General features: G+C 43.5%; 15 protein-coding genes. 10 read left to right on the forward strand and 5 right to left on the reverse strand.

Annotation, left to right across the window (positions count from 1 at the left end):
* Positions 1–70 precede the first annotated feature (70 nt).
* Together CKO50_RS17590 and CKO50_RS17595 are read left to right on the forward strand one after the other, a co-directional pair.
* A complete protein-coding gene (locus CKO50_RS17590; protein WP_095729221.1) occupies positions 71–475 on the forward strand; it encodes a DUF1801 domain-containing protein in 405 nt (134 codons plus the stop codon).
* A 273-nt stretch (positions 476–748) separates the two neighbouring features.
* Positions 749–1285 carry a YqcI/YcgG family protein gene (locus CKO50_RS17595; RefSeq protein WP_095729222.1) on the forward strand — a complete coding sequence of 179 codons (537 nt, stop codon included), beginning with the start codon at positions 749–751 and terminating at the stop codon, positions 1283–1285.
* Positions 1286–1557: 272 nt separating this feature from the next.
* Here CKO50_RS17595 and CKO50_RS17600 read toward each other — a convergent pair whose 3' ends face one another.
* The 3 genes from CKO50_RS17600 to CKO50_RS17615 form a co-directional block, all read right to left on the reverse strand.
* A complete protein-coding gene (locus CKO50_RS17600) occupies positions 1558–2136 on the reverse strand; it encodes a LysE family translocator (protein ID WP_237116970.1) in 579 nt (192 codons plus the stop codon).
* A gap of 760 nt (positions 2137–2896) precedes the next feature.
* Complete coding sequence (locus CKO50_RS17610; RefSeq protein WP_095729225.1) at positions 2897–5848, reverse strand: TonB-dependent receptor; 2952 nt, start codon at positions 5846–5848, stop codon at positions 2897–2899.
* Between the two features lie 70 nt (positions 5849–5918).
* Positions 5919–8573: a glycoside hydrolase family 16 protein gene (locus tag CKO50_RS17615; RefSeq protein WP_095729226.1), complete on the reverse strand. Its 2655-nt coding sequence runs from the start codon at positions 8571–8573 to the stop codon at positions 5919–5921.
* A 696-nt stretch (positions 8574–9269) separates the two neighbouring features.
* On the opposite strand from CKO50_RS17615, the gene CKO50_RS17620 reads away from it, so the two are divergent.
* The 4 genes from CKO50_RS17620 to CKO50_RS17635 all read left to right on the forward strand — a co-directional run bounded on the left by CKO50_RS17620 (position 9270) and on the right by CKO50_RS17635 (position 11623).
* Positions 9270–9743: a nuclear transport factor 2 family protein gene (locus tag CKO50_RS17620; protein ID WP_095729227.1), complete on the forward strand. Its 474-nt coding sequence runs from the start codon at positions 9270–9272 to the stop codon at positions 9741–9743.
* A gap of 98 nt (positions 9744–9841) precedes the next feature.
* A complete protein-coding gene (locus tag CKO50_RS17625; protein WP_010607478.1) occupies positions 9842–10642 on the forward strand; it encodes an AraC family transcriptional regulator in 801 nt (266 codons plus the stop codon).
* A 1-nt stretch (position 10643) separates the two neighbouring features.
* On the forward strand, positions 10644–11327 hold the full coding sequence (locus CKO50_RS17630) for an AzlC family ABC transporter permease (RefSeq protein WP_095729228.1): 684 nt from the start codon (positions 10644–10646) through the stop codon (positions 11325–11327).
* Positions 11324–11623 (forward strand): AzlD domain-containing protein, encoded by a 300-nt coding sequence (locus CKO50_RS17635; RefSeq protein ID WP_039491726.1) that lies wholly within the window; start codon positions 11324–11326, stop codon positions 11621–11623. The genes CKO50_RS17630 and CKO50_RS17635 overlap by 4 nt, the downstream gene beginning before the upstream one ends.
* Here the strand turns inward: CKO50_RS17635 and CKO50_RS17640 are convergent.
* Together CKO50_RS17640 and CKO50_RS17645 are read right to left on the reverse strand one after the other, a co-directional pair.
* Entirely contained in the window at positions 11597–12046 is a 450-nt protein-coding gene (locus tag CKO50_RS17640) for a DUF4920 domain-containing protein (RefSeq protein ID WP_095729229.1), read from the reverse strand. The two genes, CKO50_RS17635 and CKO50_RS17640, sit on opposite strands and share 27 nt — an antisense overlap.
* 136 nt (positions 12047–12182) lie before the next feature.
* Entirely contained in the window at positions 12183–12857 is a 675-nt protein-coding gene (locus CKO50_RS17645) for a TorF family putative porin (protein ID WP_095729230.1), read from the reverse strand.
* A gap of 121 nt (positions 12858–12978) precedes the next feature.
* Here CKO50_RS17645 and azu point away from each other — a divergent pair, with 121 nt between their 5' ends.
* The 4 genes from azu (at position 12979) to CKO50_RS17665 (ending at position 15766) form a co-directional block, all read left to right on the forward strand.
* Positions 12979–13434 (forward strand): azurin, encoded by a 456-nt coding sequence (gene azu, locus CKO50_RS17650; protein ID WP_095729231.1) that lies wholly within the window; start codon positions 12979–12981, stop codon positions 13432–13434.
* 153 nt (positions 13435–13587) lie between these two features.
* Positions 13588–13923 (forward strand): hypothetical protein, encoded by a 336-nt coding sequence (locus CKO50_RS17655; protein WP_095729232.1) that lies wholly within the window; start codon positions 13588–13590, stop codon positions 13921–13923.
* Positions 13913–14167: a hypothetical protein gene (locus tag CKO50_RS17660; RefSeq protein WP_095729233.1), complete on the forward strand. Its 255-nt coding sequence runs from the start codon at positions 13913–13915 to the stop codon at positions 14165–14167. Before CKO50_RS17655 ends, CKO50_RS17660 begins: the two co-directional genes overlap by 11 nt.
* Positions 14168–14170: 3 nt before the next feature.
* Positions 14171–15766 (forward strand): PepSY domain-containing protein, encoded by a 1596-nt coding sequence (locus CKO50_RS17665; protein WP_095729234.1) that lies wholly within the window; start codon positions 14171–14173, stop codon positions 15764–15766.
* Positions 15767–15793: the final 27 nt, after the last annotated feature.

The raw sequence follows: 15793 nt of genomic DNA on the forward strand, positions 1-15793 counted from the left end.
TTGCCCTCACCTGCTCAATTTAATACTCTACTTTATGAGCTAAATGAGCTAACACCAAGGAAGAGCCAGAGTGTCAAACATAACCGAACAAGTGATTAGTACCTATCCACCTGCTGCACAAGCAAAAATCAGGGCACTGCGTAGCCTCGTTATGCAGGTTGCCAGTGAGCAAAACTTTGGCGCAGTGATTGAGGCAATAAAGTGGGGAGAGTTAAGCTTTAATGTTAAATCGGGTAGTCCTTTCCGTATGGCTTGGAAAGCCAAAACGCCTACCAACTATCACCTTTATTTTCACTGTCAAACGAAGCTAGTTGATACATTTAGAGTACTATTTTCCGACGAGTTACAGTTTGAAGGAAACCGAGCGATAGTCCTTAAACTGGAAGAAGACATGCCAGCCGCGCTACTCTACCGCTGTATCGCCATTGCAATGGACTATAAAAACCTCAAAAACTTACCTTTACTCGGACAATAACAACCAATCTGGGTAAACCTTGCCCGAAGCGAAAAACCCACCGTTACCAATTTTTACAACCGTGTACTTCTTACCTGAATAAAACGTGAAAAAATTACCCCATTAAAACGAGAAGATTAAAAACCAATTAAATTCAGCAACTTAAATATTTGAATTTGTGGTTCGAGCCTTGCTTACATAGTGATAGATAAACAATGTAGATGCATTTCGCCATTCAGCATTGGAAACCACCAAAACCAACTAGCGCAAATAACAACATTAGGAGCATAAAACATGACACCACAACCCGAGCTGCAAGATAGTTTTATTGATTTCGTGAACAAGCAGCAATTTCCATGCATTTGTGGTGGTAATAGAGCCGAATTAGCGTTTAACCATGTTGAGGTTTTAGGTTTTGGCGATCTCACCTCAAGACACAACAACTTTAGTTTGATAACGAGCCTCTATTCTTTTGTCGAAAAGGTAGATTTTGACAGCATGAAAAGTGCCGCGTTTGTGGCGGGNGAGCAGAGCCAACACTTAGATGACAGCGACTTTAATAAGTCTGTTTGGCGTAAACTGCAGGAATTGCAAAACCTAGTTTCGCAGAGCACGCCTAGAGGGCCGCATTCTCAATCGTCAGATTGCAGCAATAATTTTCATTTTAATTTGGATGGCGAGCCGCTTTATATCACTTGTTTAAGCCCTACAAGCGCATCAAGAAACAGAAAGTTTAAGTACCCAGCGATTGTTTTTAACTTAATGCCTCAGTTTGAGGTCCCACAGAGTTTCCGTGTCGTCGAATCACACGTAGATACCCACAAAATTTAATGCACATTGTACCAACGGAGAGGAACTAAATATGAGCAACATCATGGTAATCGATTTTATTATTTACGTCGTCATTGGCATATTAACAACTTTGGGTTGTTTTGGCTTAATGAGTGCTTCAAGCGCTTATTCAAATCTAAATAGCCCAACCAGTCGCACTAAGGCGAGTAAGCCTGCTGCAGTGCGGAGCTAAGCGATGCCGAATCCAAGCTTTGCTCCCTTTAACTACTCGCGGGAAAAGGGAGTATGCTTACATTTTCAAGCCACTCAAACTACTTACCGGCGGCAACCAAACCGGCGCCAAACCCAAAAAACACGCCACCGCTCACTTTGTTCATCATCGTCATGCTCTTCGGTGATGACAATTTAGTCTTAGCAAGGCCAGAAAACACCGCATAAGAAATATGCACCATAAACACCAGCAGGCTAAAGGTAAAAACCAGCAACATAAATTGCGGCATAAAGGCATTTTCCACATTGATAAATTGCGGAAAGATAGACATAAAGAAGATAACAGCCTTAGGATTGGTGATCGAAACAAAAAAGCCTTCTAAAAAGCACTTTTTCATCGTACTTGCAGCAATAGACTTGCCTATTTTACTTTCACCTTTAGTTCGCCACATTTTGTAGCCTAAATAGAAAAGATATGCAGCGCCAATAAATTTAACGACCGTAAATGCCAACACCGAACTGGCTAAGATCACACCTAAACTTGATGCCGATACCGCAGCGACAATCAAAATCCCGAGCGCGACACCACAAATACCAGCTAAAGACTTGGCAAAGCCTCTTTGAATTGAGTTATTGATAGTCAGCATCACCGCAGGCCCTGGTAACAAAATTGTCGCCAAAGCGACACCTACAAACAGCAAATAATTGTCCAAAACATCAACCCCGCAAACATGTCCGATTCACACTCACTGCATCATCACACTAAATCATGAATTTACAAAGTAATATGCGATAGGTGGGAGCTACGTACTGAGTTTATCAAAAAAACCTTCTTCGAACTCAGCCTTATCATTTCCCTATGCAATATGCGCTTGGATGAGCGCGACATAAAGTCGCCCCTACTAAAGTAAGTAGTTTAGAGCCAAAAAAAATGCAGACTCATCGGTCTGCATTTTTATACCAGTTGTATTAAGTAAATGATCTATCTTGAAGCGGGGAAATAGCTTTAGTAGCAAGGCAAAAATTTTGCTATTTAGTTGTTCTAAATGAGAAATTTTTAACGAAGCTAATATGCTATTTCACCCTTCAAATTGATTAGAGAATTAATTCAATTGGTATTATGTCAATTTGCTTAATTAAGTGAAATTGGTATTAGGGCCTGTTGATCTTTCAAGTTTGTTTTTGCAGCAGTTTGATTGGTATTTATACAAGGCAGAGCCTGCGTAGCATAGTTATTCTATGTAAGTTAGGCGATAACACAGTAGAAATGCCAATCAAGCGCTGCCCTTTGGGTTCCCCTGAGTGCGCTTTGTTCATTGTTGCTCAACTTTTGCTTAGATTACTAGGCGGCAAGTCGAGCGTCGCGATCAAAACACACTCAGGAGAACAAAAATCAAACAGCAAAGGTCAACAGGCCCTAGTGAACGGATGCGAAAAAGATCACTCAAAAGTATACCTCACACCAACCGAGTATCTCGGACCGTATTGACGAGCAAATAAGAATTGCGCTTCATAACGACCATATCCTTGCTCGGTTTCATTGTTTAAGTTAATACCTTCAAAGAACACCGTAAACTGCTCATCAATATCGTAATTCACACTCACGTCCCATTGACCGTAAGACTTGGCATATTGCGGTGGTGCATCTGCCGAGCCCTGCGCTTGACCTACCCCGATAAGATAAGCGTCACGCCATGCGTAGGTTAACTTCACCGATAACCCGTCTTTTTCGTAAAATGCTTGGAAGTTAGCCGAGTCACTCAACCCCGTCAGCGGTGCTTGCTGCACTAAGCTTTCACTATCAAACTCAACATCGCCATCAACAAAAGTTGCGTTAACACCAAGACCAAAACCCGTTTCACCAAATAAGTGCTGTACCGCCACTTCAAAACCATCAACCGATTTGCTATCGGTATTTTGTGGCTGACTGATGTTCCATACCATCAATGGATCGTCACTGCTTGGTTCAATTTTGCCATCGGCATTACCGTGACCATTGGCGATCATTTGCGCAAAAATGGCATCACTGGTTGCCTGCTCTCCACGGGCTTCAATGTCTGCAATCGCTTGTTTATACCTTGGACCATTGTAAATATCGTAAAGACCTTCAATGGTGGTTTGCGTGATTGTGGTTTGAATAAAGTTATCGACCTCTTTTTTGAAGTAGCCAAGTGACGCGTAACTTCCTTCGTTGTAATAATATTCAAGTGAAAAATCTAGGTTGGTCGACTCAAACGGTAATAGATTTGTATTGCCTCGAGAGCCAGTTCTTGCTCCCGGTTTTGGGCTGCCTGACAAACTTCTGCCACCCGCAAGATTGCTAAGCGGCGCACGCGACATTGTTTTGCCCCAAGACGCTCGTGCAATTAAATCTTCGGTGATATCAAAACGCACATCGATCATCGGTAATAGAATGTCGTAATCCCCTTGCTGCGTTAAGAAATTGTCATCACCGCCTGCAGCGTATTGCATAATCCATTCAGATGGACTGTCCCAATTCACTTGCGTTTCCACACGCTGACGCACCACACTTGTCACATCCGTTTGTTCATAGCGTAGGCCTGCGTTGATTTGCATAAAGTAGTCAGAAAATTCAAACTCCCATTTGGATTGCAAGTAGATGCTGTCAGTGGTTTCATCAACTCGACTTTGGCTGTCTATGCCATCAAAATAGGCATCCGCCGAGTAGTAGTCAGCACCGATCACATCTTCTGTAAGATACGTAAGCTGCCTTGCAATAGCTTCATCAAAGTCATAGGTATAGTAATACCCCGGCTGTAGGTCACTGCCACCACCAGCGAATTGGTCTAGCAAATCGCCAGTTTCATGGCGCGTAAACATGCTATCTGGGAAAATTTCTCTAAACGAAGGGTTAAAGCCCGGTCCTCCTCGTAGACCACTCCACGCTTCATATCCCCCAGTTGACTGTTCAGTACGAGCTGCACCAAACTGCACACTCACTAGGCCAATATCAAAACTGTCGTTAAACCAAATGGCATCAAGTTGTAACTGCTCGACTGTCGCCTCTCCGGGAGAATGAATAAATTGGCTAAAGTTAGAATCAATTTCACTTGCCATGAGTTCATTCGTGCCATTTTTCCAAAGCACATTTGCATGTGGCACTTCGCCCTGCCGATAATCATAAATCTTAGTGAGCAACTGATCTGAGCCTAAGATGATTTGACCATCACTACCCAAACCTTTATCTGCGCCATTATCGGTTTCGTTTTTCGAGTCGTGATAATCAAGCTCTACATGCCAATTATCGTTAATTTGCCAGTCCAGATTTAATCCAAGTGAACGCGCCTCGACTTCCGTGGTATTTCTATTTGCAGTGAACGACGCATCATTACCGCCAATATCGGCATAAACCGCGGTGCCATTGGCATCTAACTCATAGGCATTTATATTACCGCCAAACTCATTCCAAATACCCCAACCCACCGTATTAGAGCCAGTTACGGCAAGGCTTGCCGTATAATCTAAGGTGGCAACAAAACCGTTAGTCGGTGCATATTGAAAGGTAACTTGACCGTTCGTTCTTTCTCGCTCTAGATCTTCAATGCCGTAGTTCATGTCTTTTGGAAAAAAGTAATTTCCGACTTTATTACCCTCGGCATCTTCAGCACGGCCATCAATGATTTTAGATGGGTCTAAATCAGGTAGATCAACATTGGCCTGCCAGCCTTGAATATTGGCTTGCTGCTTTTGAAAATCACGTTGCTGATGGGAGAAGGAAAATCCAAAACCAAAGGTTTCATCGGCAAAGGTATTACTATAAACCGCGGAAACCTCAGGTGTAACATCATCTCCCGCTTCGTTAGAGGTATCAACAATCGCTTTTGCTGTTGCGCTAAAGTGTTGCCCTGGGCGTTGTAGTGGCTTAGCCGTGACAATGTTGACCAAAGCCCCTAAACCGCCACTTGGTACATCAGCACGTCCGGTTTTATATACCTCAAGCGCACTCACGCCTTCTGCGGCTAGGTTTTCCAAGTTATACGAACGAGTATTACCAGTGCCCGGCATTTGGCGACCATTTAATGTCACCAAGTTAAAATCAGGCCCAAAACCACGTACGGTAATTTGGCTGCCTTCACCGTTGGTGCGGCTGACCGAAACACCGGTGATCCGTTGTAAAGACTCGGCTAAGTTGGTGTCTGGAAATTTCCCCATTTCCTCTGCCGAAATGGCATCCATAACCCCCGATGCGGAGCGCTTTAAATCCATTGAACGGATCAAACTTCCGCGGATCCCTTTCACTTCGATCACTTCGACTTTTTCGGCTGTTTGTTGCTCTTCTGCTTGAGCTATGCTGACCATACCCGCATTCATCGCTATTGCCAGCGACAACTGAACGGCAAGCTTACTTTTATTGAATTGTTTGTTCTTCATGACTGCCCTGCGATTTTATTCTTGCTGCTGGATCACCGAGTTCAAAGCACTATTGGCGATCCACACTGGCTTATTGACTGATGATTTCAACATTGTCTATGCGGTAAACGGCACCTTCGCCCATTCCCCAACTGGGGAATACCATCAAGACATCAATGGCACTAATATCGAGTCCTGCATCGTACAAAGCTTGAAGTGGAAACGTATACGTTTGCCATTTGCCAACTTCTGGAGCTTGACCTTCAGCGCTTTGGTTTAGAGCAAGCTCTACCGCCGCACTAGCATCATTTGACTCAATTTTAAACAGCCATTGAGCGTCGATATTTGCAGGTGCTGAAGTCACCTTCATATCAAACTTAACTACGCCAGTTTCTAGTAAATGGGAAGCATCATAATAGACATCGTCATCCGCTAAAAACCCCATCACAGTTGGAGTTGCACCAATAACAAATTGCGCAACTTGACCATGGGCTGCATCTTCGTCTACTTCTATTGTGGGTGTAGAGCCACCACAGCAATCCCAAATTGACCACTGCTCAGCAGCTTGATCTTTGAATAAGCTTAGACCGCCACTCGCCTTGTCACCGTCAGGATGAAAGATTTTTGCGTTATCAACACGATAAACCGCACCGCTACCTGAGCCCCAAGCTGGGAAAATCATCACCACATCAATTGCACTTGGGTCAAGACCAGCCTGAGCCAAAGCTTCAATTGAGAAAGTATAGGTTTGCCATTCACCGGCCTGTGGCGCTACACCCTCTTGTGATTCAGACAGTGGTAGCTCAACCGCACTCGCGGCGTTATCAGACTCAATTTTAAGTAGCCAAGGGACATCAGGCGTTGACGGTAAGCTCATAACTTTCATCTCAAACTGTACTACGCCACCTGCTAAAATTGCAGTTGCATCAAACGGCTTTCCAGCTCCGCCCACTTCTGTTCGAGACGAAAACCCCATTACCGTTGGTGTGTCACCAATCGTGAATTCAGCAACAATACCATGCGTCGCATCGTCAGAGACTTCAGTCGGTGTCGAGCCACCACAACAATCCCAAAGCGGCCACTCAGCGTTAATGGCATTTTCAAATAAGGTCAACGAAGGTAAGTTTGTATCCTGTGCAATCTCAACCTTATCAACACGATAGATAGCACCATTACCAGCTCCCCATGCAGGGAAGAGCATCACTACATCAATAGCTGACACATCAAGTCCTGCATCAGCCAACTGCTGTAGTGGGAAGGTATAAGTTTGCCACGAGCCTGCGGCTGGTGATTGTCCTTCAACGCTTGCAAAAAGATCGAGTTCAGCAGCGCTAGAAGCACCTTGGCTTTCAACTTTAAATTTCCATGCTGCGCTTGGGTCTGAAGGCATTTGCGTCACTTGCATATCGAACCGAATATAGCCCGCTTCTAGCATACTCGTTGCATCAAATGGCGAGGCTTTACCGCTTGGATCTGTGATAAATTCGGCACGACTGGTAAAGCCATTTACGGTTGGCGTCTCACCGACCACAAACTCAACAACATTGCCACGGCTTTCGTCTGCAACCAATGCAGGCGTAGAGCCACCACAACAATCCCAAGCTGGCCAGTTAACGTTAAAATTATCATCAAAGATGGTTAGGTTTTTAGCGGTACCCGAAGAAGGTGGCGACGGAATAGGTGCTTCGCCTTCGACTAACGCATTCTCAAGGTCGTCGTAGCCTGGGCGCACCGTTTCACATCCTTTGCCCGTTTCAGGGTTAGAGCCGCATTCATACACTCTGACATAGTCAACCACAAACGATTGTCCGTTCACAAAGGCGTCCGAGTCGATACCTTTATTATTAACGTTTTCAGGCCAATCACCGCCAACGGCAAGATTTAAGATAAGGTGAAACTGTTGATCAAAAGGCGCACTATCCCAATGAGTAACCAGCTCGCCAGAGCCTTGCTCGTAGTATTCAGCAAACCATCCACGGTGTTTTAAACCAACCGCTTCTTGCTTTGAGTTGTAACGAACCTCCGATTGACGTTGCGTGGCATAGAGATAACCATCAACGTACCAACGAATCTCTCCCTCTTGCCACTCCACAACATAGGTATGGAAGTCATCGGCTGGATTTACACCATCAGGTATGGCGTATGCTTTACCGGTGTGAACATTATTAGGCCAATCACGGCCGTAATGAAGCGTGCCATGCACGTTAGATTCAACCGAGCCATCTTCACTAGCGACCTTGAGGTTTAACGCTTCCATAATGTCTATTTCGCCAGACTTGGGCCAGCCACCGTAAACCTCATCCGTAGGCAACATCCAAAACGCGGGCCAACTGCCTTGCCCGCTTGGTAGCTTGGCCCGCATTTCGAATCTGCCATACTTAAAGTCAGCTTTATATTTGGTGTTCAATCTTGCTGAGGTATACGGCAGTTGTGCGCCTGCTTGCGCAGGGGTAACGACAATATTCAGCATGCCATCGGCAATAAACGCGTTCTGTTCACTGTCGGTGTAACACTGTTTTTCATTGTTGCCACCGCCGTCGCAATTTACCTCGTGCGTCCACTTAGATGTATCTATCGCATCGCTATCAAATTCATCGCTCCACACTAGCATCCAGTCTGAAACCGGCGCTGTGGTATCAACGGATTTATAATTAGTTTCTGTCTCGGCGCTTCCGCCACATCCCGCTATGATAGCCACAGAGATTGCGGTACATAGCCTTGTTAATTTTCTTGCTGCAATTTTCATCAGTTACCCCGATGCAAAACGTCGTTGTCAAATGGTTGAATGCTAAGAACTTTATTATTTAACCTGAGGCTTAGATAAGCTGTCGATTAACTTATCGTTTCTCAGAGCAGGTTATTTAGCTATACGCTGGAAGACTACTCAGCGCGTTCCTAGCAACAAATGTAAGCGCTTACAAATGGAGTTAAAAAAACACACGCAAAATGTAAGCGCTTTCACAAAAGTAAACTAAGTTAATTTATTCGTCAATATTAAATTGTCATAAGGTGAAAATCTGCATGCTATAAATACACACTTAACAGATCAGTAGCATCTAATAAAACCGCAGCAGAAAAAGCTGTAAAGGGGCTTTACATGTTTACGCAATCGTTACGTCAAGATAAATCATACGCTTTAGCTTGGTTGACAATACGGTTAAATTCACTGAGATTATCGAACCTGAGCTTCGGATAATTAATGCCTTTCTAGCAGCCAGTTTTAGCGCTAACTGCGTTGAATTCACTTCCAATAGCCAGCTATTGGTGCGTAAATTCGTCTTGCCTACAGGATGTAGGTACCTTAGCGAGAGCAGGACGCGGAAGCGGTGTTATCCCCAAAACTCTCTGGCTAGACACGGGAATAATTTTACGTGAGTTAAAAACAATGAATCAGCTCATTCCTTATCCAAACCTCAGGTTGAGAAAAAATTAGGGTCACGTTATGAAATCATATTTCCTTTTAGTTGCAGCGGCAGGTGTTATGAGTGGTTGCATGACCACCAAGCCAAGCAGTAACCAGCGCCTCTGTGAAGCGACACTACACAATTACATAAAATATCGAGATTCGGGTTCAACGCAAGCATACAAAAGTGTTTTTACACAGGATGCAACATTTAGTATCCCAGCACTCAATATCAATATTACTGGTGCTGAAGAAATAACAATAAGGCAGCAACAAGCCATAAAAACAACAAAAAGTATGCACATGATAACCAGTGCCGATATTCAACCTATCGAGGCAAATAAGTTTAGTGCTAAAAGCTACTTTGTTCTTTATCAGCAGCCAAAATCTCAATCAGATGCCCCAATCACCGTATTTAACGGTGTGTATGAAGACGAGCTTAAAGTAATCGATGGCCAATGCTTAATCAATCACCGCCTTGTTAACGTGCTTAAAAAAGAAACTTGGCATTAGGCGTTGTTAACCCGGTTATTGTTTGTGGCATTGTGCAATTTTGTACAAGACTTTTTGAGTGAAGACAGATACGCTTTTCATCAATGGGGGAGAGAATTATGCAACACTCAAAGTTTAGTTTTCATCGTGAACTCGGTGGCCTAGAAGTACTACACAACATTGATAAGCAGGAAGACTTTGGTAGACATAGCCACAGCGGCTATACGCTTGCCTTAGTGGATAGTGGTGCACAGCGATTCTACCGCAGCGGCGGTGAACACTTAGCTAGTCAGCATAGTGTCATTTTGATTAATGCAGAGCAGGTGCACGATTGCAGAAAGGCGTCAAAAGATAAGTCTTCATACCGTTCACTCTACCCAACGCCTGAACTATTTAATCAGTTTCTTGGTGATGGCAAGGCAATAGCTCCTTTTTTCCATGATGCAGTGGTACACGACCGAGCGCTTGCGGCACTCATGGACACCACTTTTAACGTCTTAGAATGTGATACCAGCGTGCTTGAAAAGCAGTCTCAGCTTATTACTCTGCTATCTTATTTAAGCAATAAGCAAGGCAAAGTCACATTCGATACAAAAACCCCTTCGGTGAAGCAACGAATTACCACTGCACGCCATTTTCTTTTGGATAATTTATTTGAAGATGTATCACTCGACTCCTTAGCGAGCCTTGTCGGCATGAGTCCCTTTTACTTTATTCGTGTGTTTAAGGCCCACACCGGCCTCACTCCCCATGCCTTTCAAATACAACACCGGCTTAATCATGCCAAGGCATTACTGCGTAGTGGCAAAAGTGTTTCCCATGCAGCATTAAGTGTAGGCTTTTATGACCAAAGCCATTTCAACCGTCATTTTAAAAAGAATATGGGGATCACTCCCAGTCAATATAGCAAGGCTTGTTAATATGAAAGTCGCAGTATGCAAAGGCTTTTGGGATATGTTGCCATTAAATCTCGCCGTACTTCCTTGGGGAATATTGTGTGGTTCCCTTGCCGTGCAAAATGGCTTTACACCGCTCGAAGCACAGTTAATGTCGTTATTAGTTTTTGCAGGCTCGGCGCAGTTAGTGGCGATAGAGCTTATTGCCAAAGACACCGCGCTTATCACCTTGCTTGCGACTACCTTTATTATTAGCGCGAGACATTTACTCTATGGCCTTGCGATCCGCAACAAAATGATAGATAAGCCCCTTAAATGGCGTGGCCCCATTGCGTTTTTTCTCACTGACGAATTGTTTGCGTTTTCCCATCACCACCGTGCCTATCAAGGCAAACTTCGGCTCGTGTATGCGCTCGTCGCAGGTGGTAGCTTTTATGTTGCATGGAATCTGTGGACGCTCATTGGTATTGTCGCAGGTCAGTTTTTACCTGACTTGACCAACCTTGGCTTAGACTTCGCGATTGCGGCAATATTTATTGCTTTAGTGGTCCCGAGCATTAACGCATTACCCGTGTTATGCGCTTGTTTAACGTCGGCCGTAACTATCTTAGTGTTCAAACTGATCCATTTTGAATTTGGTTTAATCGCCTCAGCACTGCTCGGAATGTCGGTAGGATATGTGCTACAAAGTAAAAAGGAGCGTGTATGATCACCACTATTTTAGCCATGGCTTGTGTCACGTTTGCAACTCGGTATTTATTTTTGGCAAAACAACTGCCTTTTACTATCGGCCCTAAACTACAACGCTTTTTAAGTTTTAGCGCCCCTTGCGTACTGACTGCCATTTGGGTACCCATTGTATTTATTCAGGACAAGCAACTTGCCATCACGCCAAGCAATCCCTATTTGGTCGCCGCAACGGTCGCGGTAATACTGGCGTTTCGCTTTAAGAACCTCTATGTCACCACGTTTGGGAGCCTAGCTGTGTTTTATCTGCTGTACTAAATGCGAAATGGTTACGGCCGTTGGATTAAATCCCAAACGCATAAGTGCCGTTTCATCGTCTGCTTTACTCACGCAAGCCAAAGCGCGCTGGTTTAGCGCTTCGAAGCGCCCGGTCACATGGGCTTCACGGCCAATCGCAGCAAGTGGAAATACCATATCGCCTTGCTCAACTTCGATATTTACGTCTAGGCCATTTGCTACTCGCAGCGTCATCCAGCAACCTAACTTTCTGCAAACATGAGTGACCACTCCTTTTACGGTCACAAGGTTTGTTGTATAGTCATTGAGATTTGGCAATATGTGCTCTGCCTCGACTAACTTAGACATGTCTGCACCACCGGCAAATTCTAGCGGGCTTGAAAAGCTAAACCGAGAAAATACCGCCAAAGAGAGTGCTGTTAGTTTTATCGTACCCTTCATCATTGCGACTCCATAGCTTTTATCACTATTACCTCATCAATTGCTTACTCCTATAAAAAGTTATGGAGCATCAATCATATAGCTATATAAAAGTACAATTCGCAACTAAAATCAACACAAAAGTTAATAAAAGGTAAATTTAGAAGTTAAATGTTTTTGAGATTGACGCCACAAATGTAGAATCTGCATAAGAATCAATGTCATTGCTTTCATAACCCAATGAAAAAGACCAAGTACTAATCGAGTAAGTTCCAGTTAGATGCCAGTGGGTATAGTCATCATCACCCGACTCCCATTCGTATTTATCACTATCAAAGCTCATTGAATGATCAACCCCGAGCGTCAGTAACCACCGATCTGTAATTGGGATACTATGCGTGAGCATCACTATCCCGTGAGCAGCCCCTGTTCCAAAGTAATCCCATGCATACCAAAAGTCTAAATTTGTCTGGCCATAATTAAACTTTGCAAAGGCTTCTGCATAATTGTAATCAGCACTCACATCATCACCATGATAGGTATATTGGGAGAGGCCAACATCAAGCTTTAATTTTTCAGTTAGCGTAAATTTGTAGCCACCATACAGATCTCCTTCTAAATCCGTACCATCACCAAAATCTACTTGAGACACCCAGCCTCCAGCATACCAACCACTTTTTCCAAACCAATCTAAACTGACTTGCAGCGCTTCGTCTTCCTTAGTTTGACTTACGCCGTTAAATAAATAATCGGAAGCCAATGTGACGGTAGAAGATGTCGCCGCATTGACAAATAGTGGAGCAAACAACAATGGCAGCAGCCAGTATTTTTTCATCTTTGAAATCACTTTTTAATTAGAGTCATCTCAAGCATAGACCCGTTTTATTGATCTGCATCCATTTACATTCACGTCCGCAAAGATAATAATGAGAATGATTTTTAATTAAGGAGTTAATATGAAAACCTCTCTTTCCTTCACATTGCTTAGCCTCGGTGCCTTTCTTTTTTCTCATGCCGCATTAGCAAATGAATGTGAACTCAGTATCGAAGCCAACGACATGATGCAGTTTTCTAAAAAATCACTCAGTGCGTCATCTAGCTGTAAAGAAATTTCAGTCACGTTAAAGCATACGGGCAAATTGCCAGCCACTACCATGGGCCACAACTGGGTGTTAAGCAAAGCTGCAGATGTTCAAGCTGTTGCGACCGATGGTATGTCGGCAGGTGCAAATAATAGCTATATAAAACCAAACGACAGCCGCGTTTTAGCCGTATCAAAGGTGATTGGCGGTGGCGAGCAAACCACAGTGACCTTCTCTACCGAGCAGTTAAAGCAAGGTGAAAGTTACAAATTCTTCTGCTCTTTCCCGGGCCATTTCGCGATTATGCAAGGTACGTTTACACTTAGCTGAAAATATTTAATAGCAGGGAATAAACCGCGAATTTCTACAGTTTCGCAGTGTAACCCTGCTAATACCGTGTCACTCACTTCTCTAATTTGAGACAATTATTACTCAAGCCTTGAAGAATATCCCTATAATCATTACAATCAATTGCAAACAATAATGATTATCACCATCATGAGCTTTTTCTCAATTATACCGTTTTGGTTTGCCGCCGTATTGCTCTATTTGGCAAGTCCAAAACAACGATTTTTGGCTACACCTATTAGTAAACTCGCGGCATACCCTGTAGCCATTCTACTAAATTTGTCAGGCCTTGTTATTTTAACATTGCAGTACCCTTTGGTCTCTGCAATGTTAGCAGCACTTGTTATCTTGATGTTTAGCTTAGTTTCAGTGACTTTGTTAAGTGGATATCCAATTAAACGCTTCTATCTCATTTCAACATTGGTCTTCTTGTTATCTCTATTTGTAGGGGGAATAAGTTATGTGGCCTAAAACCTTACTTGGGTTTTCGTTGGGATTATTGCTGTCTATTTCTTTGGTGCTAAATCTCAATTTGCTATTACCATTTTCTGAATCGGCAAAACTCATGCTGGGTCTGATCTTGGCCTTTCCTATTTGGGCGGGCATTATCGTTTGGGGCTACGGATTTCCAAGTGCCAAAGCCGCTTGCAAGCCACTATTTGCCATTTTTATCCCTTCACTGCTATTAAATACAGCATTACTGTTAATGAGATAAATAATGAAAAATCAAACACTAAAATCATTAACCGAAGCACATGCCTGGATTGGACTCATTATTTCAACGATATTATTCATCGTTTTTATCACAGGCTCGCTTAGCTTATTTAGAGATAATATTCGGGGCTGGGAACGTGCACCTCTGGCTGTACAATCAAGCGAGTCAATAACTACAATTTCCTATGATAAAGCCATAAACTCTATTCAACAACAATATGATGTTGATACCGATCATGGTTTTTTTATGCGAGAGCCTACGCCGCATAACCCGTTTATTGAAGTATATTTCGCAACCCACTTAGACCAGCCCCACCCGATCACCGGAGAAGATCACCAAGATCAACACCTGTTGGTCTCACCACAATCTGGTGAGGTGCTCGTCAATGCTGACACATTCGAGTTTTCGACTTTGCTTTTTGAACTTCACTTCGATTTAGGGCTAGGCAGGCCTGGGCTCTACTTCGTTGGTGTCATTACGTTATTTTTCTTCGTTGCTATACTAAGTGGTGTTGTGATCCATTGGCGCAAAATTGCTAAAAACTTCTTTCAATATCGCGCCGAAGGTAAAAAAGACAAATGGTTAGATGCTCATAACCTGATTGGCACAATGGGTCTGCCTTTTCACATTATGTATGCCTTTACAGGGCTTGTTTTCAACCTCGTTATTATTTATCAAATTTCATACGCCGTGCTGCTCTATGGCGGTAACCAAACTGCATTACTGCAAGCGGCTGGATTTAACGAGCCAAAAATTGAGGCAATAAACGAAGCACAGTCGATGCAAGGCATCGATCAACTAAGAGCTCAAGCACAGGCTAAACTTGGAGATGTAACCTTCACTATGGTTAAAATTAGCCATTTTGGAGACAAGAATGCCGTGGTAGGCTTTACAGCAAAAAGCAACGATGCGTTCTCAAATATTAAAGAAGTTCAATATAAGCTAAGTGACAGTTCGCAAATTTACCTCACAGAAAACAACTATGATAATGCGGTACGAGCGGGACTATCTACCATTGCAAGCCTCCACTTTGGTGATTTTGCAGGATATGGCATGCGACTGGCGTTTTTATGCCTTGGTCTTGCAACCGCCTACTTAATTGTTACTGGCAATTTGATGTGGATTGACAAACGAGCCAAGCAGAAAAAGCAAAGCCCTAAAAGCCTAATGTTTGTCAAAAGACTGACTAGCGGCAGCTTTATTGGAGTAATTTTGGCCGTTGCTGTTGGCTTTACATTAACCACTTTGCTTCCTGCGACGCATGCCGACAAATTAGAAACCGTCAAGTCTTCTATGTTTATAGCCTTTTTCTTCGCCCTGATAAGTAGCCAATTTGCCAAAGATATTTTGTCCTTTAGCAAGGTGTTATTAGGACTAAGTGGGATTTGCTATTGTTTAAGTTTAGTGATGAACTTGGTCTACTTCGGTAACCAATACAGTTTATTGCCGCTACAAACTAAAGTAGACTTCGCGATTGTGATTGGACTAATAGCACTAATGGCCTTGATCTGTTGGAAGGCAGTGTCACGGATAAACGCCGCTGTGCAAACCACAAGTGCAACTTCGCCAGAACAAACTTCGCACCAAACTGCGAACTAAAAAAGCGGGCTTACATAGCCCGCTTTG

Source organism: Pseudoalteromonas sp. HM-SA03 (genome assembly GCF_002289345.1).
Taxonomy (GTDB): domain Bacteria; phylum Pseudomonadota; class Gammaproteobacteria; order Enterobacterales; family Alteromonadaceae; genus Pseudoalteromonas.

Excerpts from the sequence above, each read along its gene's own strand:
- CKO50_RS17610 (WP_095729225.1), bottom strand. The coding sequence starts at position 5,848 with ATGAAGAACAAACAATTCAATAAAAGTAAGCTTGCCGTTCAGTTGTCG.
- CKO50_RS17615 (WP_095729226.1), bottom strand. The coding sequence starts at position 8,573 with ATGAAAATTGCAGCAAGAAAATTAACAAGGCTATGTACCGCAATCTCT.
- CKO50_RS17620 (WP_095729227.1), top strand. The coding sequence starts at position 9,270 with ATGAAATCATATTTCCTTTTAGTTGCAGCGGCAGGTGTTATGAGTGGT.
- CKO50_RS17625 (WP_010607478.1), top strand. The coding sequence starts at position 9,842 with ATGCAACACTCAAAGTTTAGTTTTCATCGTGAACTCGGTGGCCTAGAA.
- CKO50_RS17630 (WP_095729228.1), top strand. The coding sequence starts at position 10,644 with ATGAAAGTCGCAGTATGCAAAGGCTTTTGGGATATGTTGCCATTAAAT.
- CKO50_RS17635 (WP_039491726.1), top strand. The coding sequence starts at position 11,324 with ATGATCACCACTATTTTAGCCATGGCTTGTGTCACGTTTGCAACTCGG.
- CKO50_RS17640 (WP_095729229.1), bottom strand. The coding sequence starts at position 12,046 with ATGATGAAGGGTACGATAAAACTAACAGCACTCTCTTTGGCGGTATTT.
- CKO50_RS17645 (WP_095729230.1), bottom strand. The coding sequence starts at position 12,857 with ATGAAAAAATACTGGCTGCTGCCATTGTTGTTTGCTCCACTATTTGTC.
- azu (WP_095729231.1), top strand. The coding sequence starts at position 12,979 with ATGAAAACCTCTCTTTCCTTCACATTGCTTAGCCTCGGTGCCTTTCTT.
- CKO50_RS17655 (WP_095729232.1), top strand. The coding sequence starts at position 13,588 with ATGATTATCACCATCATGAGCTTTTTCTCAATTATACCGTTTTGGTTT.
- CKO50_RS17660 (WP_095729233.1), top strand. The coding sequence starts at position 13,913 with ATGTGGCCTAAAACCTTACTTGGGTTTTCGTTGGGATTATTGCTGTCT.
- CKO50_RS17665 (WP_095729234.1), top strand. The coding sequence starts at position 14,171 with ATGAAAAATCAAACACTAAAATCATTAACCGAAGCACATGCCTGGATT.